The following is a 17,804-nucleotide window of genomic DNA, read 5'->3' as shown; positions in this document are numbered from 1 at the left end:
CGCGGCCCCCGAGGAGAGTGATCACCGTGGACACCGACGACGCCGCCGCACGGCGCCCGCGCGCAGCCCGATTCGCGACGATGCCGATCGTCCTCGCCGGCACGATCGCCGTCGCCGCCGGCCTGACCGGACCGGTGGCCGCCGGACACCTGGACCAGCGCCACCGCCCCGAGGAGAAGCACGAGGGCGACCACACGCGACGAGCCGCGCCCGACCGCGTCGAGACCGACCACCCGGTGTTCGGCACCGCGGTCGCCACCTCGACCCCGACGGTCACGACCGTCGCCGCCATCACCGAGGCGCCGGCCTCGTACACCGTGGTCCAGGGCGACACGGTCAGCGCGATCGCGGCCCGGTACGGGCTCTCGCCGCGCGACGTCCTCAGCGCGAACGGCCTGAGCTGGAACGCGATCATCCACCCGGGGCAGACCCTGACGCTGCGGTCGGGGTCGACCGCGACCGGCCGGACCGGTGGGACCTCGACCTACCACGTGGTGTCGGGCGACACGGCGACCGGCATCGCGGCGCGGCTCGGTGTCTCCACGAACGCGCTGCTCGCCGCCAACCAGTTGTCGGCCACGAGTGTCATCTACCCGGGGCAGACGCTCCGGGTGCCGTCGGCGACGACCACCTCGACGGTCGCGGTGACGACGAACGCCGGGACCAGCACCGCGGCTCCGGCGGTCAGCAGCGCGACGACCGTGCACATCCTCGCCGGCGACACCCTGGCCACGATCGCGTCGGCGCACGCCGTCTCGGTCGCCGACCTGCTCGCCGCGAACGGCCTGACCTACACGAGCACGATCTACGCCGGGAGCACCCTCGTCGTCCCGGCGTCGAGCGGTGTCGGCCTGACGAACGAGATGCGGGCCAACGCCGAGACCATCGTCCGCGTCGGCCGCGCCCTGGGGGTTCCCGAGCGGGGCCTCGTCGTCGCGCTCGCGGCCGCGATGCAGGAGTCCGGGCTCCGCGACCTCGACCACGGGGACCGCGATTCGATCGGACTGTTCCAGCAGCGGCCGAGCCAGGGCTGGGGATCCGCGTCCGAGCTCATGGACCCGACGTACGCGGCGAGGCTGTTCTTCGGCGGCCCGCACAACCCGAACGCCGGCACGACGGCCGGTCTCCTCGACGTCCCCGGCTGGCAGTCGATGTCGGTCACGGACGCGGCCCAGGCCGTGCAGAACTCGGCGTACCCGAAGGCGTACGGCCAGTGGGAGAAGCCCGCGACCGCGTGGCTCGCCACCCTCTGACGCCGGATCCGGCCGCCAGGTCGGAGGCGGGACCGGTCGTCCGTGAGCACCGCCTCCTCCTCCAGATCGAGATTGCATCACGGTCGGTGCGTCAGCGGCGGTGGTCCGACGCCCGATTCGTAGAATGCCGACCGTGACCATGAACGCCGCGACGGATCCGATGATCGGTCGGATGATCGACCAGCGGTACCGCGTCCGGTCGCGCATTGCCCGCGGTGGCATGGCCACCGTGTACCTCGCCACGGACGTCCGTCTGGAGCGCCGCGTCGCGATCAAGATCATGCACGGTCACCTGGCGGACGACGCCGCGTTCCGCGGACGCTTCATCCAGGAGGCCCGGTCCGCCGCCCGTCTGTCCCACCCGAACGTCGTGGGGGTGTTCGACCAGGGGCAGGAGACCGACTGCACCTACATCGTCATGGAGTACATCCCGGGCATCACGCTCCGTGACCTCCTGCAGGAGCACCGGGCACTCACGAGCGACCAGGCGCTCGACATCCTCCGCGCCGTCCTCGCCGGGCTCGCGTCCGCGCACCGGGCGGGCATCGTGCACCGTGACCTCAAGCCCGAGAACGTCCTCCTCGCGGACGACGGCCGGATCAAGCTCGGCGACTTCGGCCTCGCGCGCGCCGCGACGGCGAACACCGCCACCGGCGCTGCCCTGCTCGGGACCATCGCGTACCTCTCCCCCGAACTCGTCACGCGCGGAGTGGCGGACACCCGGAGCGACATCTACGCCGTCGGCATCATGCTGTACGAGATGCTCACGGGCGAGCAGCCGTACAAGGGCGACCAGCCGATGCAGATCGCGTACCAGCACGCGAACGACACGGTCCCGGCGCCGAGCGCGAGCAACCCGGCGGTGCCGCCCGAACTCGACGACGTCGTCCGCTGGGCCACCGCCCGCGACCCCGATGAGCGGCCGCGCGACGCCCGCGCGATGCTCGACGGCCTCGCGGGCATCGACGAGCGGATGAGCGGTCCTCGCGCGACGTCCGTGCTCCACCCCGCCGGCACCACCACCGTCCTGCCGCTCGACGCCGCGCCCGCGGACACCACGATGCTCGGTCCGCGTGGTCCGCTCGCTCCGCCCCGGAGCCCGATCGGTCCGCAGCGCTCGACGACGTCGGCGCCCCGGTTCCCACCGACGGCGAGCGACTCGCTCGAGACCGCTCTCGCTCCCGCCGCGGGACGCCTCGCGCACACGACCGCCCGGCGCCGTCGCCGCGGGTGGGTCCTCCTCGCCGTCGTGGTCGTGGTGGCACTCGTCGTCGGGGTCGTCGCGTGGTGGTTCGGACCCGGGCCCGGCGGCAACGTGCGCGTGCCGGAGGTCGCCGGCAAGAGCGTCTCCCAGGCACGCCGCCTGATCGAGGAGCGGGGACTGCACGCCGCGTCGAGCACCGGTGCGCGCCCCGACGCGGTCGTCCACGCGGGCGCCGTCTCGGCGACCGCGCCGGACGCCCGGCGCATCGTGACCCGCGGGACGACGATCCGGATCCTCGTCTCGTCCGGGCCCCGTCCCATCGTGCTCCCCGCGATCGTCGGACAGCCGGTCGCGACCGTGCGGAGCGAACTCGCCCCGCACTTCACACTCGAGCAGCTGCGCTACCGGTTCGACGGATCCGCTGCCGCGGGCACCGTCCTCACCGCGACCGGCACGACCGAGGCCGGCGACGACGTCGACCTGACCACCGTGCACCAGTACGGCGAGCGGATGCCCGTCCGCCTCACGGTGTCGCTCGGCGCCGTGCCGGACGTCGTCGGCAAGTCGAGCGACGCGGCCACCGCCGCGCTCGAGGCGGTGGGGCTCGACGCCGGCCAGGCGCCCGGCCAGTACAGCGACGACGTCCCAACCGGCGACGTCATCAAGGCGATCCTCCCGGCCGACCCCGTGGTCAAGGGTTCCACGGTGCAGCTCGTGGTGTCGAAGGGCCCCGTCCCGATCACGCTCCCCGACGTCCGGAAGAAGCCGATCGACCAGGCCGCGTCGACCCTCCAGGCCCTCGGCCTGCACGTGTCCTACCCGGACTGCACGAACGTGCTGTGCTCGTTCTACGACTGGAAGTCGTCGCTGCCGGTGTCCGCGACCGACCCGGCCCCCGGCTCCACCGTGCACAAGGGCGACACGATCACGCTCGACTACGAGCAGTGACCGGTGCGCGCCGTCCCGCCCTCGGCTGACGCGACCGGGGGCCGGACGGACGGGAGGCACGACACCGGTCCGGTGCCGTGCCTCCCGTCCGTCCCGGGGACCGTCAGGACCGCGGTGCCGCGCTCAGCTCCTCGGCCACGAGGAACGCGAGCTCGAGCGACTGCATGTGGTTGAGGCGCGGGTCACAGAGCGACTCGTACCGGGTGGCGAGGGTCTCCTCGTCGATGTGCTCGGACCCACCGAGGCACTCGGTGACGTCGTCGCCCGTGAGTTCGACGTGGATGCCGCCCGGGTAGGTCCCGACCGCGCGGTGGGCCTCGAAGAAGCCGCGGACCTCGTCCACGACGTCGTCGAAACGCCGCGTCTTGTAGCCGGTCGGCGTCGTCAGGCCGTTGCCGTGCATCGGGTCGGAGACCCAGAGCGGGTTGGCGTCCATGCCCTTGATCGCCTCGAGCAGGGGCGGGAGCTTCTCGCGGACGAGGCCCGCCCCCATGCGCGTGATGAACGTCAGGCGGCCCGGCTCGCGCTCGGGGTCGAGCTTGTCGATGAGCGCCTCCATGTCGGAGGCCGAGGTCGACGGCCCGAGCTTCACGCCGATCGGGTTCCGAACCCGCGACAGGAAGTCGACGTGCGCGCCGTCGATGTCGCGCGTGCGCTCCCCGATCCACACGAAGTGGCCGGAGGTGTCGTACGGCAGACCGGACCGGGAGTCGATACGCGTCATCGGGCGCTCGTAGTCCATGAGGAGGCCCTCGTGGGACGCGTAGAACTCGACGTGCTTGAGTTCGTCGAAGTCCGCGCCCGCGGCCTCCATGAACCGGATGGCGCGGTCGATCTCGCGGGCCAGGTGCTCGTACCGCGCGTTCGCCGGGTTCTCGGCGAAGCCCTTGTTCCAGCTGTGCACCTGTCGGAGGTCGGCGAACCCGCCCTGCGTGAAGGCGCGGATGAGGTTCAGGGTCGACGCCGCGGTGTGGTACCCCCGCACGAGACGCTGGGGATCCGCCTGCCGGGACTCCGGCGTGAAGTCGTAGCCGTTGATGATGTCGCCGCGGTAGGCGGGCAGGGTGACGTCACCGCGGGTCTCGAAGTCGCTCGACCGCGGCTTGGCGAACTGCCCCGCCATGCGTCCCATCTTGATGACGGGCGTGGAGGCGCCGTACGTCAGGACGACGGCCATCTGCAGGATCGTCTTCACCCGGTTGCGGATGGCGTCGGCGGTCGCACCGGCGAACGTCTCGGCGCAGTCACCGCCCTGGAGGAGGAAGGCCTGACCCCGAGCCGCCGCCGCGAGCCGGTCGCGCAGCACGTCGACCTCGCCAGCGAACACGAGCGGCGGGAAGGTCGCGATCTCGGCCGATGCGGCCTCAGCCGCGACCGGGTCGGGCCACGCCGGCTGCTGCTTGATCGGGAGCGTCCGCCAATAGTCGAGCCCCTCGATCACGTCCGGATCCTGCAGGGCGACGATGTCGGTCGACTCGAACACTTCGATTCCCTCGTGGTTGGTGGCTCGATGCCACGTCGGGCAGGGCTGTCCACACCGGTCGGGGCGTGCGGACTGACTGAGCCTAACGTGGAAGCGTGGCGCCCTGTTCCCCAGCGGTGGAACCGACGCGCTGCCCCGTGGACCGGAGGGCCGCTGCGCCGCGCTCCTTCACGCTCGACGCATACACGTCGGCGTACTCCTGGTGACTCAGGCGTCGGAGCTCGTGCATGATCTCGTCGGTCACGCTGCGGAGGATGAAGCGGTCCGACTCCAGGCCCGTGAAGCGGGAGAAGTCGAGGGGCTCGCCGAAGACGACCCCGACGCGCTTGATCTTCGGCACGTGCTGACCGATCGCCATGACCTCGCGCGTGCCGACCATGGCGACCGGGACGACCGGGACGCGCCCCTCGAGCACCATGCGGGCGACGCCCGTGCGGCCGCGGTAGAGGCGCCCGTCCGGGCTGCGCGTGCCCTCCGGGTAGATGCCGAGCTGCTCCCCGCGCGCCAGCACGCCGAGGCCCGTCCGCAGGGAGGCCTCGCTCGCCTTGCCGCCCGATCGATCGATGGGCAGCTGGCCGAGCGCGCCGAAGGCGGTCTTCGTGGCCCAGCCCTTGATCCCACGACCGGTGAAGTAGTCGCTCTTGGCGAGGAACGAGATCCGGCGGTCGAGCACGACCGGCAGGATCACGGAGTCGATGAACGACACGTGGTTGCTGGCGAAGATGACGGGACCCGTCGCCGGAACGTGCTCACGCCCGACGACCCACGGGCGGAACACCGCCGTGAGCAGTGGTCCGATGAGCAGGTTCTTGAGCACCCAGTAGAGCATCGTCGCGTCCTCGGTCCGGTCGAGCGGTCAGGCGGTCCGCGCGTGGATCCGCGCCAGGTCCGCGGCACCGACGACACCCGCGTCGTTCACGAGCTCCGCGATGACGAAGTCCGGCTCCGGATGGTAACCCCGCGCGGGCAGGTTGTTCAGGTACGCCTGACGGATCGGTTCGAGCAGGCGGTCCCCCGCGCTCGCGACCCCACCCCCGAACACGAACAGCTGCGGGTCGAGCACGGCCGACAGCGACGCGCACGCCTCGCCCAGGTGTCGTCCGAGTCGACGGAGCGCCGCGAGGGCCCCCGGGTCGTCGGCGAGGATGAGGTCGCCGACGATCTGCCCGTCCAGCGTGCCGCCGTTGGCGTCGCGGGCCTCGGCGAGGGCGACACCGATCCCACCGGCGTCCGCGACGTCGTTCGCCATCCGCTGCAGCGCCCGACCCGAGCCGTACTGCTCGATGCACCCGCGCGCGCCACAGCCGCACGGGAGGCCGTTCGGGACGATGCGGAGGTGGCCGATCTCGCCACCGGTGCCGAAGCCGCCGCGGAACAAGCGGTCCTCGGTGACGATCGCCCCGCCGACACCGGTGCCGATCGTGAGCATCGTCATGTCGCTGACGAGGCGGCCGGCACCGAAGCGGAACTCCGCCCAGCCCGCGGCGTTGGCGTCGTTGTCGACGGTGATGTGCACGTCGCCGAGGCGTTCCTGCAGCCGCTGCCGCAGCGGCTCGTTCCGCCACCGGATGTTCGGCGTGTAGTAGACGATCGACTGCGAGGCGTCGATGAACCCGGGAGCCGCGACACCGACGGCCTCGATCGCGTGCTCCGCGCGGAGGCGTTCGACCATCGAGACGACGTCGTCGAGCATGGCGGTGGGGTCCGCGGCGTTGGTGGGGACCCGGTCCTCCGCGACGATCTCGCCGAGTTCGGAGACGACCGCGCCCGCGATCTTCGTGCCCCCGATGTCGATTCCGATGGCATGCACGAACATCGACCCTACCCGGTGTGGACACTGGACTCGCGCGGGGGCGTGGGTCCTATGCTGAGCGCGTCCGGCTCGACGACGAGGCGGATCAGCATCGACGGTCGACGAGGGAGTTGCCGTGCACGATCACCGAACCTCACCGGAGGGGACCGACCAGACCCACGCGGACGCCGGGCACGGTTCCGCCGCCCGGATCCTCGTCGAACGGGCCGCGGCGACGCCCGATCGCGGACTCCTCGCCCAGCGGCACGGGGAACGGTGGGTGCCGATGAGCGCTGCGAGCGTCCTCGCCCGCGTCCGCGCCGTCGCCAAGGGGCTCGTCGCCGCGGGACTCGAGCCGGGCGCCCACATCGCCGTGCTGTCCCGCACGCGGTCGGAGTGGACCATCGTCGACTTCGCGATCTGGCACGCGGGTCTGGTGTCGGTGCCCGTCTACGAGACGAGCTCGCCCGACCAGGTCCGGTACATCCTCCAGGACTCCGAGTCCGTCGCGATCGTCGTCGAGAGCGAGGAGCACGCACGCCGTGTGGCGGGCGTCGCGCCGGACCTCCCGCGTCTCGCGCAGCACTGGACCATCGACGGCGGCGGGCTCGACGACCTGGCGCGACTCGGCGAACCGGTGACCGACGCCGAGCTGGACGCCCGCCTCGACGCGGCGTCCGCGCACGACGACGCGACCATCATCTACACCTCCGGCACGACGGGTCGGCCGAAGGGCTGCGTCCTCCGTCACGACAACTTCACGACGCTCGTCGAGGGTGCGGCGGAGGCGATGGCGGACGTCGTCGAGGACGGCGCGTCGACACTGCTGTTCATCCCCATGGCGCACGTGTTCGCGCGGTTCATCGCCGTCATGTCGATCGGGACCGGTGTGCTCGTCGGTCACGAGCCGGACACCAAGGACCTCATGCACGCGGTCGCCACGTTCCGGCCGACGTTCCTGCTCGCTGTCCCGCGCGTGTTCGAGAAGATCTACAACGCGGCCGAGCAGAAGGCGGCCGTCGGCGGACGCGGCCGGGTGTTCCGGCTGGCGGCCGACACCGCGGTCGAGCACTCCGAGGCGCTCGCCACCGGGACGGTCCCGCTCGGCCTCCGCCTGCGGTTCCGGCTGTTCGACCGGCTCGTCTACGCGAAGCTCCGCGAAGCGCTCGGCGGTCGGGTGCGGTACGCGATCAGTGGGTCGGCGCCGCTGTCGCCCCGCCTGGCCCATTTCTTCCGGTCCGTCGGGGTGCTCGTGCTCGAGGGCTACGGCCTGACCGAGACGACCGCACCCGCGACCGTCAACCGGGCGGCGGAGATCCGCATCGGGTCCGTCGGCCGCGCCCTCCCCGGCGTCGAGGTGCGGATCGCCGACGACGGCGAGATCCTCGTCCGTGGCGTCGACGTGTTCGACCGGTACTGGAACCGCCCCGACGCCACCGAGCAGGCGTTCGTCGACGGCTGGTTCCGCACCGGTGACCTCGGGACGCTCGACGAGCACGGCGTCCTGACCGTCACCGGGCGCGCGAAGGAGCTCATCGTCACCGCGAGCGGCAAGAACGTCGCACCCGCCCCGCTCGAGGACGCCGTGCGCGAGCACCCGCTCGTCGCGCAGGTCGTCGTCGTCGGCGAGGGCAAGCCGTTCGTCGCGGCGCTCGTCACCCTGGACTCCGAGATGCTGGCCGGCTGGTGCGCGGCCAACGGGATCGTCCCCGCGCTCACCCCCCGGAGCGCCGCCCACGACGCACGCGTCCACACGGCCGTGCAGCACGCGATCGACGCCGCGAACCAGCGCGTGTCCCGCGCCGAGTCGATCCGCTCGTTCACGATCCTGGACGCCGAGTTCACGGAGGCGTCCGGGCACCTCACGCCGAAGCTCACCGTCAAGCGGGACCGGGTGCTCTTCGACCACGCCGCCGACGTCGAGCACATCTACTCGGGCTCCGAGGTGCAGACCACCGCGGTGCCGGTCGTCGAGCACCGGCACCGCGGGTACTGACCCGACCCGACGACGAACGCCCCGCCGGAGCACCGGCGGGGCGTTCGTGTGTGGCCGCGGTTCAGCCGACCGTCACGGACTTGCATCCGAGCGTCGGGTTCGACCCACCGCCCTGGTTGATCGCGTACGCGCACACCTTGTGGGTGCCCTTCGCCAGCGAGACCGTCGTGCTCCACCCGGTGTTCGCCGGGGCTCCCGCCACCGCACGCGCCACGTCGGACCGGGCGATGGAGGTCGTCACGCTTCCCAGGTACTTCGACCCGGAGGTTTGGTCGTACAGCCGGACCTCCGTGCTCGAGGTCTGGTCCGGGTCCCATGCCCACCCGCGTGCCGTGGCCCCGCCGCTCGTCGCCGTGAGGGTGTCGAAGCTGCCCTTCGGGGTGGCCGAGGCGGTCGAGCCCGACGCGGCGGCCTTGGACATGATGACCGGCGCGGACGAGAACGCCAGTGCGTTCCCGCTGTTCGGGTGGTGGAGCACGACCTCGACGTGGTAGGTCCCCGCGGCCATCGAGCCGAGCGAGAAGGTCGTGGCGTTCGTACCCTGCTGCACCGGGACGCCGGACGCGATCGTCGTGAAGCCGGAACCGTTCGCGCTCGTACCGACCTTGACGTCGGCCGTCGTGCCGGCGACCCAGGCCGCGTCGTGGAACTTGACCGTCGTGCTGCCGGTCGCGGCCGGCGTGTTCCGCAGGTGGATCGACTTGAGGTGCCAGACCGCGGCACCCTTGTCCTCGTTCGGGTCGAACCGGAACCCGGTGATGACCTGGCCGGCCCACCCGACCTTCGGGTTGAGGGCGGTCTCGTCGAGGGGGTTCACCGCGGTCATGTCGATCGCGACCTCACGGGCGTTCGCCCCGGAGAACGTCAGGATGTCGTTGCCGATCTGCGGCGTCGACGTGCTCGCGCCGTACCAGATGACGCGCGCCATCTTGCCGCCGCCCGCAGCGCTCGCCAGTGAGAACCCGCCGTCGTAGGTCAGGTCGAAGGTGAGGTAGTGGTACTGGTTCGCGCTGAACTTCTGGACGGGCAGGTGGACCTGCGGGTCGCCCTGGTTCGGCCCCTGGTTCTGCGCCGTCAGACCGTCGCTGCCGTAGTGGATGAGCCGCGCGTTCTGCAGCGTGACGCCCGACGCGTTCGCCGACGAGGTGAACTCCCACGGCTTGCCCCGCTGGACCGTCGCGAGGTCCTTGCCGTCCGCCGGGCTGGGGCTGTCCACCACCGGCTCGGGCATCGGCTCGACCCGGTAGGTGCCGTGGTCGCCGGGCGGCATCGCGGCCTGCGTCGTCGTGCCGCCGTGCAGGCGCACCCAGTTCAGGGTCGCCGACACCGTGGGGTGTGCCGCGTTCGTGACGATGGGCTGGACGCGGAGTGCGACCACCTTCGCGCTCGTCCACGGGATCTTGCTGCCCTGGTTCGACGTCCCGTTGAGCGGGATGTCGTACACGTGGTCGCCCGCCGTGACGTTGAAGGTGGTCCCGCCGAGGCAGCTGCTCGTCTTCTCGCGGCAGGTGTACCAGTAGACGATGCCCTTGCCCGAACCGGCCGACGACGTGTTCATCTCGAACGACAGGCGCTGGTAGCGCGACGTGTTGATCGGCGCCGCGGCACCGTCCCGCCCGTAGGCCAAGCTGCCGCTCACCGTGTCGACGAGCGAGATGAAGCCCCCGGTGCCGTAGTTCATCGACAGCTGCCCGTTGGCCACCTTGTAGGTGCCGGGCCCGCTGAGGTCGGTGTTGTAGTCGGCCGCGTCGCTGAAGTCCCACGGGTCCTGGAAGGTCTCGGACGCGTAGTCCGGGGACTCCCCCACCACCGGCTCGGTCGCGGCGTGGGCCGGTGCCGCACCACTGACCGTCACCACCGCGAGCGGCGCGGCGACGACCGTGAGGACCACCCCGAGGGCGGTCAGTCGTCCGCGGCGCGATCGCGCACGGACGAGACGTGTTCCTGATGATGACATCGCTGTCCCCTGATCCTGTCGGCGGACGCCCTCTCTGCGTCCGGGTCCACGGTGACCAGGGAACCTGATCCGCGTCCACCCCGTGAACGGGGGTGACCGCGTCGGGAGCGATGTGCGCCCCGGTCAGAACCAATCCTGCCCGCGGATGTCGCGGAGCGCACGTCGTCGTGTCTCCGGATCGAGCGTCATGACGTAGACGGTGCCGTCGAGGTGGTCCGTCTCGTGCTGCAGCGCCTCCGCCATGAGCCCCTCGCCCTCGAGCACGACCTCGGCGCCGTCGACGTCGAGGCCCCGCACCCGCGCGTACGGGAACCGTCGGGTCGGGTACGCCAGGCCGGGCACCGAGAGGCATCCCTCGTCCATGAGCTCGGGCTCGCCACGGGTCTCGACGAGCTCCGGGTTGAGCACGTAGCCGACGAAACCGTCGACGTTGACGCTGAAGGCGCGCAGTCCGACGCCGATCTGCGGCGCGGCCACGCCGGCACGGCCCGGCACCCGCACCGTGTCGAGGAGGTCCTGCACGAGGTCCGCGACGCCGTCCGCGCCGATCCGGACCGGGTCGGCCGGTGACCGCAGCACGGGGTCGCCGAACAACCGGATGGGACGGACCGTCATCAGGCGACCACCACCAGGAGGTCCCCGGCGTCGACCTGTTGGGTCACCGGGACGGCCAGCCGCGTCACCGTTCCCGCACGGGGCGTCGTGATCGCCGCCTCCATCTTCATCGCCTCGATGCTCGCCACGGCCTGACCCGCCTCGACGTGGTCGCCGGGCTGCACCTTGAGCGTCACGACACCGGAGAACGGTGCCGCGACCTGACCCGGGTCGTCGCGATCGGCCTTCTCGGCGGCCTTCGACTCCACCGCGACCGACCGGTCACGGACATACACGGGGCGAAGCTGCCCGTTCAGGGTGGTCATGACCGTGCGCATGCCGCGCTCGTCGGCGTCGCCGATGGCCTCGAGGCCGACGTGGAGCGTGACGCCCCGGGCGATGGACACGACGTGCTCCCGCCCCTGCTTGAGCCCGTACAGGTAGTCGGCGGTCCCCACGCCCGAGAGGTCGCCGTACTGGTCCCGGACACGGTGGAACTCGTCGGTCGGACCCGGGAACAGGAGCCGGTTCAGGGCCGCCTGCCGCGCCCGGCCCGGCTCGGCGAGCACCGCGGCGTCCTCGTCCGAGATCGGCGTCGTCGTGAGGTGGACCTCGCGCCCGGCGAGCACCTTGCTGCGGAACGGCTCCGGCCAGCCGCCGGGCAGGTCCCCGAGCTCGCCCGCCATGAACCCCACGACCGAGTCCGGCACGTCGTACCGCTCGGGGTGCTGCTCGAAGTCGGCGGGGTCGGCGCCGACCGCCGCGAGCTGGAGTGCGAGGTCGCCCACCACCTTGGAGGACGGGGTCACCTTGGTCGGGCGTCCCAGGATCCGGTTGGCCGCGGCGTACTGGTCCTCGACCTCCTCGAACCGGTCGCCGAGGCCGAGCGCGATCGCCTGCTGCCGGAGGTTCGACAGCTGCCCGCCCGGGATCTCGTGCACGTACACCCGACCGGTGGGACCCGGGAGGCCCGACTCGAACGGCCGGTAGACGCGGCGGACGGCCTCCCAGTAGGGCTCGAGGTCGCTCACCGCCCGCAGTGCGAGCCCGGTGTCGCGCTCCGTGTGCGCCAGCGCCGCCACGAGCGCCGACATGCTCGGCTGGCTCGTGGTGCCCGCCATGGGCGCGGCCGCGACGTCGACGGCGTCCGCTCCGGCGCGGCTCGCCGCCAGGAGGGTCGCCAGCTGCCCGCCGGCGGTGTCGTGCGTGTGCACGTGGACCGGCTGGTCGAACCGCTCCCGCAGGGCCGCCACGAGGCGCTCGGCAGCACCGGCACGGAGGAGGCCCGCCATGTCCTTGATCCCGATCACGTGCGCACCCGCCGCCACCATCTGCTCCGCCAGGCGCAGGTAGTAGTCGAGCGTGTAGAGGTCCTCCGCCGGGTCGAGCAGGTCGGCCGTGTAGCAGAGCGCGGCCTCGGCGACGGCCGTGCCGGTCGCGAGCACGGCCTCCAGGGCGGGTCGCATCTGCGCGACGTCGTTGAGGGCGTCGAACACGCGGAAGACGTCGACGCCCGTCGCCGCGGCCTCGGCGACGAAACCCGCGGTGACCTCGGTCGGGTACGGCGTGTAGCCGACCGTGTTGCGGCCGCGGAGGAGCATCTGGATCGGGATGTTCGGCATCGCCGCACGGAGGGCCGCGAGTCGTTCCCACGGGTCCTCGCCGAGGAACCGCAGGGCGACGTCGTACGTCGCGCCGCCCCAGGCCTCGATGCTGAGCAGTTCCGGGGTGAGCCGCGCGACGTACGGGGCGACCGCGACGAGGTCCGTGCTGCGGACGCGGGTCGCGAGCAGGGACTGGTGGGCGTCGCGCATGGTCGTCTCGGTGACGGCCAGGGCCGTCTGCGCGCGCAGGGCCTCCGCCCAGCGCGCCGGACCGAGGGCGAGGAGGCGCTGCCGCTGCCCGGCCGGCGGCTCCTGTCCCAGGTCCACATGCGGGAGCTTCACCGCCGGGTCGAGTGCACCCGTGCCCGGCCCGTTCGGCTGGTTGACGGTGACGTCCGCGAGCCACGCCAGCACCTTGGTGCCACGGTCCCGCGAGACGTGGCCGCCGAGCAGCTGCGGGCGCTCCTCGATGAACGACGTGCTGATGTCACCGCGAGCGAAGTCCGGGTCCTCCAGGACGGCCTGGAGGAACGGGATGTTCGTGCTCACGCCGCGGATGCGGAACTCGGCGAGGGCACGACGGGCCCGGGCGACCGCGGCGGGGAACGACCGCCCGCGGCACGTCATCTTGGCGAGCATCGAGTCGAAGTGCGGGCTGATCTGCGCGCCGGTCGACACCGTGCCGCCGTCGAGGCGGACCCCCGCGCCACCCGGGCTCCGGTAGGTCGTGATCCGGCCGGTGTCCGGGCGGAAGCCCTGCGACGGGTCCTCGGTCGTGATGCGGCACTGCAGGGCAGCGCCGTGCACCGCCACGTCCTCCTGCGACAGCCCCAGGTCCGCCAGCGTCTCGCCCGCCGCGATCCGCATCTGCGCCTGGACGAGGTCGACGTCGGTGACCTCCTCGGTCACGGTGTGCTCGACCTGGATGCGGGGGTTCATCTCGATGAAGACGTGCTGCCCGGCGCGCTCGCCGACGGTGTCGAGCAGGAACTCGACCGTGCCCGCGTTCACGTAGTCGATCGACCGGGCGAAGGCGACGGCGTCCCGGTGCAGCGCTGCCGCCACCGCGGGGTCGAGGTCCGGCGCCGGCGCGATCTCGATGACCTTCTGGTTCCGGCGCTGCACCGAGCAGTCGCGCTCGAACAGGTGGATGGTCCCGGCCTCGTCGCCGGTGGCGTCCGCGAGGATCTGGACCTCGATGTGCCGGGGCCGGAGCACGGCCTGCTCGAGGAACATCGTCGGGTCGCCGAACGCACTGTCGGCCTCGCGCATGGCCTCCTCGAGGGCGGGACGGAGGGCCTCGGGCCGGGCGACACGGCGCATCCCCCGGCCACCGCCACCGGCGACGGCCTTGGCGAACACCGGGAACCCGATGGCCTCGGCGCCGCGCACGAGCTCGTCGACGTCGCGGGAGGCCGGCGTGCTGGCGAGGACGGGCACCCCCGCCGCGACGGCGTGTTCCTTCGCCGTGACCTTGTTGCCGGCCATCTCGAGCACGCGTTCGCCCGGGCCGATGAACGTGATGCCGGCCGCTGCCGCAGCGGCCGCCAGCTCCGGGTTCTCGGACAGGAAGCCGTACCCGGGGTAGATCGCGTCCGCGCCGCACTCACGGGCGACGCGGACGATCTCGGCGACGTCGAGGTAGGCGCGGACCGGGTGACCGGGCTCGCCGATCTGGTACGCCTCGTCCGCCTTGAGCCGGTGCTCGGAGTTCCGGTCCTCGTAGGGGTAGACGGCGACCGTCCGGGCACCGAGCTCGTACGCGGCGCGGAACGCCCGGATGGCGATCTCGCCTCGGTTCGCGACCAGGATCTTGCGGAACACGGGCTGCCCTTTCGGCATGCACCCGGGCGTCGTCGTGGTGCCCGGGCGGACGGCGCGATCGGCCGTCGAGCACGGCGGATCTTGAGGTGGTTCAACCCTAGTGGGGCTATCGTGTCTCGACGTGCATGTACTCAGCGTCAGCTCCCTCAAAGGAGGCGTCGGCAAGACGACCGTGACCCTCGGCCTGACGTCCGCCGCGTTCGCCAAGGGACTCCGCACCCTCGTGGTCGACCTCGACCCCCAGTCGGACGTCTCCACGGGGCTCGACATCTCGCTCGCCGGCCACCTCAACGTCGCCGACGTGCTCGAGAACCCGAAGGAGAAGATCGTCCGTCAGGCGATCGCCCCGTCCGGGTGGACCAAGGGACGCCAGGGCAAGATCGACGTCATGGTCGGCTCTCCCTCGGCCATCAACTTCGACGGTCCGCACCCCTCGATCCGGGACATCTGGAAGCTCGAGGAGGCCCTCGCCAACGTCGAGGCCGACTACGACCTCGTGCTCATCGACTGCGCTCCCTCGCTCAACGCCCTGACCCGCACGGCGTGGGCCGCCTCGGACCGCGTGTCCGTCGTCACCGAGCCGGGGCTGTTCTCCGTCGCGGCGGCCGACCGTGCACTGCGCGCCATCGAGGAGATCCGCCGCGGACTCTCCCCGCGCCTCCAGCCGCTCGGCATCATCGTCAACCGTGCCCGCGTGCAGTCGCTCGAGCACCAGTTCCGCATCAAGGAGCTCCGCGACATGTTCGGCCCGCTCGTGCTGTCGCCCCAGCTGCCCGAACGGACGTCACTGCAGCAGGCCCAGGGTGCCGCGAAGCCGCTGCACGTGTGGCCGGGCGAGTCCGCGCAGGAGATGGCACGGAACTTCGACCTGCTGCTCGAGCGGATCATGCGGACGGGCAAGATCGGCGAGTACGCCGAGGGGGTCGCGCAGGCCTGAGCCGGCCGAGGCGCGGCGTCCCCGTGCCGCCTGCCGTGTGCGCTGCGCCGTGTGACGCGTCGGACGCGCGGGTCAGGAGGCCTGGGAGACCGCGCGGGTCAGGAGGCCCGGGAGACCGCGCCGGTCAGGAGGCCCGGGAGGCCCGGCGCGCCGCGAGTTCGTCGCTCGGGTCGGCCGCCGGCGTCGAGTCGAGTTCCACGAGACTCGTCTCGACCTCGCGCAGGACCTTGCCGACCGCGATGCCGAAGACACCCTGCCCTCGGGAGACCAGGTCGATGACCTCGTCGTTCGAGGTGCAGAGGTACACGGACGCCCCATCGGACATCAGGGTCGTCTGTGCCAGGTCGTTCACCCCCGACTCGCGGAGCTGGTTCACCGCGGTGCGGATCTGCTGCAGCGAGATGCCGGTGTCGAGCAGGCGCTTGACGAGTTTGAGCACGAGGATGTCGCGGAAGCCGTAGAGCCGCTGCGAACCGGACCCCGCAGCGCCACGGATGGTCGGCTCGACGAGGCCCGTCCGCGCCCAGTAGTCGAGCTGGCGGTAGCTGATGCCCGCGGCCCGGGCGGCGACGGTGCCGCGGTAGCCGTTGGACTCGTCGCGCTCGGGCATGCCGTCGGTGAACAGCAGGCCGAGGTCGTAGCGGGTCAGCTCGCCGTCGGGCGTGTCCACGGCTGCGTCGGACGGTGCGTCCCCGGGGGTCCGGGGCGTTTCGTTCCCACTCATCAGACTGCCTTCCACGACGTTCCGGCCCGCAACCGAACGTTCAACGATCGGTTGAGAGTTGTGCCGAGGTCCACGCTAGCGAGTCGGACCCGGTCGTCCCGGGACATCCGCACCGGGGAGTTCGGCGTGTCGAGGATAAGCCCGACCGACACCGGCTGTCCACGTTCGGGCCCCGTGCTCACGAGGCGTCGAACCGCCCGATCGCAGCCCGGATGAGGCTCGACCGGACGACCTCGAGTTGCCCTGCGATCTCGCGGGCGAGCTCCGCCGCCTTGGCGCGTGAGGTGGCGTCGGACCGGCGCCGGACGGGCATGAGCGCCGACTCGATGAGACCGAGTTCGCGCTCCGCCGACGCCCGGAACGTGCGGAGATGCCGTGGCTCGATGCCGGTGCGCTGCAACTCCACGAGCGCCTTGACGACGGTGACGGCGTCCTCGCCGTAGTGCTCGACGGCCGGCAGCAGCGACGCGGACACGGCGTCCGACACGAGCATCGGGGTCGCGCCGGCCGCGCGGACGAGCTCGTCGCGCGTGTACCGCCGCTCGGTGCCGAGGATCGAGGGCCGCGGGCCGTCGGCACCACCCGGCAGGACGGGGTCGCGCCCGGCGTCGAGGTCGGCCAGGTACTCCTTGATGACCTTGAGCGGCAGATAGTGGTCTCGCTGCAGGCCCAGGACGATCCGGAGCCGCTGGACGTCGGCGGGCGAGAACTTGCGGTATCCGCTCTCGGTCCGGATCGGCGTCACGAGCTCGCGTTCCTCGAGGAACCGGAGTTTGGAGTTCGACAGGTCCGGGAACTCGGGCTTCAACCGCGCGAGCACCTGCCCGATCGTGAGCAGGTCGGGACCCGCGGCCGTCGACCGGGCCGCAGCGCTCCGCGCCGGCACTACGCGGTCGCCAGGCGCGCGATGTCGACGCGGGACGCGTAGAAGGTGAGGCGGAACTTGCCGACCTGCACCTCGGCGCCGTCGGCGAGCAGGGCCTCGTCGATGCGGACGCCGTCGAAGTAGGTGCCGTTGAGCGATCCGAGGTCCTTGACGCTGAAGCTCGTACCGTGCCGGAGGAACTCGGCGTGCTTGCGCGACACCGTGACGTCGTCGAGGAAGATGTCGGCGTCGGGGTGTCGGCCGGCCGTCGTGACGTCGGAGTCGAGCAGGAACCGAGCCCCGGCGTTCGGCCCGCGGCGGACGACGAGCAGCGCCGACCCGGACGGCAGCGCGCCGATCGCGTCGATCTCCTCGGTCGAGACACCGTTCTCCGGCGTGAGCGCCGCCCCCATGTCCATGCTGAAGGTCAGGGTGGTGTCGACGCGCCGCTCGGGCGCATCGGATCGTGCGGCGCCGTCGCGCGGACCCGTTGGACCTGCCATCGTGGACCTCCTTCTGGCGGACCAGCGTATCGGAAACGCGCGGCACCGCGAACGCCCTTTCACTCCTGTGGAGCGACCGCACGGTCCACACACGTCCCGCACACGGCGGGACCGCCGGGA

Annotated in this window: 13 protein-coding genes; 4 read left to right on the top strand and 9 right to left on the bottom strand. The window is 71.8% G+C overall.

The annotated features are described in order from the left end of the window. Positions 1 to 26 precede the first annotated feature (26 nt). Both DEI93_RS06125 and pknB read left to right on the top strand, forming a co-directional pair. Positions 27 to 1,253: a LysM peptidoglycan-binding domain-containing protein gene (locus DEI93_RS06125; RefSeq protein WP_146244363.1), complete on the top strand. Its 1,227-nt coding sequence runs from the start codon at positions 27 to 29 to the stop codon at positions 1,251 to 1,253. 139 nt (positions 1,254 to 1,392) lie between these two features. Next, on the top strand, positions 1,393 to 3,405 hold the full coding sequence (gene pknB, locus DEI93_RS06120) for a Stk1 family PASTA domain-containing Ser/Thr kinase (RefSeq protein ID WP_220037860.1): 2,013 nt from the start codon (positions 1,393 to 1,395) through the stop codon (positions 3,403 to 3,405). A gap of 103 nt (positions 3,406 to 3,508) precedes the next feature. Here the strand turns inward: pknB and DEI93_RS06115 are convergent, their stop codons facing one another. The 3 genes from DEI93_RS06115 to DEI93_RS06105 form a co-directional block, all read right to left on the bottom strand. Further along, positions 3,509 to 4,846: a class II 3-deoxy-7-phosphoheptulonate synthase gene (locus tag DEI93_RS06115; RefSeq protein ID WP_111008927.1), complete on the bottom strand. Its 1,338-nt coding sequence runs from the start codon at positions 4,844 to 4,846 to the stop codon at positions 3,509 to 3,511. A gap of 124 nt (positions 4,847 to 4,970) precedes the next feature. After that, positions 4,971 to 5,717: a lysophospholipid acyltransferase family protein gene (locus DEI93_RS06110; RefSeq protein WP_111008623.1), complete on the bottom strand. Its 747-nt coding sequence runs from the start codon at positions 5,715 to 5,717 to the stop codon at positions 4,971 to 4,973. A gap of 27 nt (positions 5,718 to 5,744) precedes the next feature. Beyond that, positions 5,745 to 6,698 carry an ROK family glucokinase gene (locus DEI93_RS06105; protein ID WP_111008926.1) on the bottom strand — a complete coding sequence of 318 codons (954 nt, stop codon included), beginning with the start codon at positions 6,696 to 6,698 and terminating at the stop codon, positions 5,745 to 5,747. A 118-nt stretch (positions 6,699 to 6,816) separates the two neighbouring features. Here DEI93_RS06105 and DEI93_RS06100 point away from each other — a divergent pair, with 118 nt between their 5' ends. After that, positions 6,817 to 8,676: an AMP-dependent synthetase/ligase gene (locus tag DEI93_RS06100; protein WP_111119408.1), complete on the top strand. Its 1,860-nt coding sequence runs from the start codon at positions 6,817 to 6,819 to the stop codon at positions 8,674 to 8,676. Between the two features lie 61 nt (positions 8,677 to 8,737). On the opposite strand, the gene DEI93_RS06095 is transcribed toward DEI93_RS06100, so the two are convergent. The 3 genes from DEI93_RS06095 to DEI93_RS06085 all read right to left on the bottom strand — a co-directional run bounded on the left by DEI93_RS06095 (position 8,738) and on the right by DEI93_RS06085 (position 14,655). After that, the gene (locus DEI93_RS06095; RefSeq protein ID WP_146243977.1) at positions 8,738 to 10,633 is read right to left on the bottom strand and encodes a hypothetical protein; all 1,896 of its coding nucleotides are present in this window, start codon (positions 10,631 to 10,633) and stop codon (positions 8,738 to 8,740) included. Between the two features lie 123 nt (positions 10,634 to 10,756). Continuing rightward, complete coding sequence (locus DEI93_RS06090; protein WP_111008620.1) at positions 10,757 to 11,248, bottom strand: peptide deformylase; 492 nt, start codon at positions 11,246 to 11,248, stop codon at positions 10,757 to 10,759. Then, on the bottom strand, positions 11,248 to 14,655 hold the full coding sequence (locus tag DEI93_RS06085; RefSeq protein ID WP_111119409.1) for a pyruvate carboxylase: 3,408 nt from the start codon (positions 14,653 to 14,655) through the stop codon (positions 11,248 to 11,250). The genes DEI93_RS06090 and DEI93_RS06085 overlap by 1 nt, the downstream gene beginning before the upstream one ends. 121 nt (positions 14,656 to 14,776) lie before the next feature. Between DEI93_RS06085 and DEI93_RS06080 the strand changes: the two genes are divergently transcribed. Then, complete coding sequence (locus DEI93_RS06080; RefSeq protein WP_111008618.1) at positions 14,777 to 15,592, top strand: ParA family protein; 816 nt, start codon at positions 14,777 to 14,779, stop codon at positions 15,590 to 15,592. A 124-nt stretch (positions 15,593 to 15,716) separates the two neighbouring features. Here the strand turns inward: DEI93_RS06080 and DEI93_RS06075 are convergent, their stop codons facing one another. From DEI93_RS06075 to DEI93_RS06065, 3 genes are all read right to left on the bottom strand, one after another. Continuing rightward, on the bottom strand, positions 15,717 to 16,202 hold the full coding sequence (locus DEI93_RS06075) for a MerR family transcriptional regulator (protein ID WP_258368453.1): 486 nt from the start codon (positions 16,200 to 16,202) through the stop codon (positions 15,717 to 15,719). A gap of 292 nt (positions 16,203 to 16,494) precedes the next feature. Then, on the bottom strand, positions 16,495 to 17,202 hold the full coding sequence (gene ftsR / locus DEI93_RS06070; RefSeq protein ID WP_111008616.1) for a transcriptional regulator FtsR: 708 nt from the start codon (positions 17,200 to 17,202) through the stop codon (positions 16,495 to 16,497). Beyond that, positions 17,202 to 17,684, bottom strand: a complete 483-nt coding sequence (locus tag DEI93_RS06065; RefSeq protein ID WP_111008615.1) for an FHA domain-containing protein — start codon at positions 17,682 to 17,684, stop codon at positions 17,202 to 17,204. The genes ftsR and DEI93_RS06065 overlap by 1 nt, the downstream gene beginning before the upstream one ends. Between the last annotated feature and the right edge of the window lie 120 nt (positions 17,685 to 17,804).

The sequence above is a fragment of the Curtobacterium sp. MCBD17_035 genome (genome assembly GCF_003234815.2).
Lineage (GTDB): Bacteria > Actinomycetota > Actinomycetes > Actinomycetales > Microbacteriaceae > Curtobacterium.
The sequence above is the reverse complement of the archived record's forward strand: the minus strand, read 5'-3'. Positions and strand labels throughout refer to the sequence as shown.

Excerpts from the sequence above, each read along its gene's own strand:
- pknB (WP_220037860.1), top strand. The coding sequence starts at position 1,393 with ATGAACGCCGCGACGGATCCGATGATCGGTCGGATGATCGACCAGCGG.
- DEI93_RS06110 (WP_111008623.1), bottom strand. The coding sequence starts at position 5,717 with ATGCTCTACTGGGTGCTCAAGAACCTGCTCATCGGACCACTGCTCACG.
- DEI93_RS06095 (WP_146243977.1), bottom strand. The coding sequence starts at position 10,633 with ATGTCATCATCAGGAACACGTCTCGTCCGTGCGCGATCGCGCCGCGGA.
- DEI93_RS06090 (WP_111008620.1), bottom strand. The coding sequence starts at position 11,248 with ATGACGGTCCGTCCCATCCGGTTGTTCGGCGACCCCGTGCTGCGGTCA.
- DEI93_RS06075 (WP_258368453.1), bottom strand. The coding sequence starts at position 16,202 with ATGCCCGAGCGCGACGAGTCCAACGGCTACCGCGGCACCGTCGCCGCC.
- DEI93_RS06065 (WP_111008615.1), bottom strand. The coding sequence starts at position 17,684 with ATGGCAGGTCCAACGGGTCCGCGCGACGGCGCCGCACGATCCGATGCG.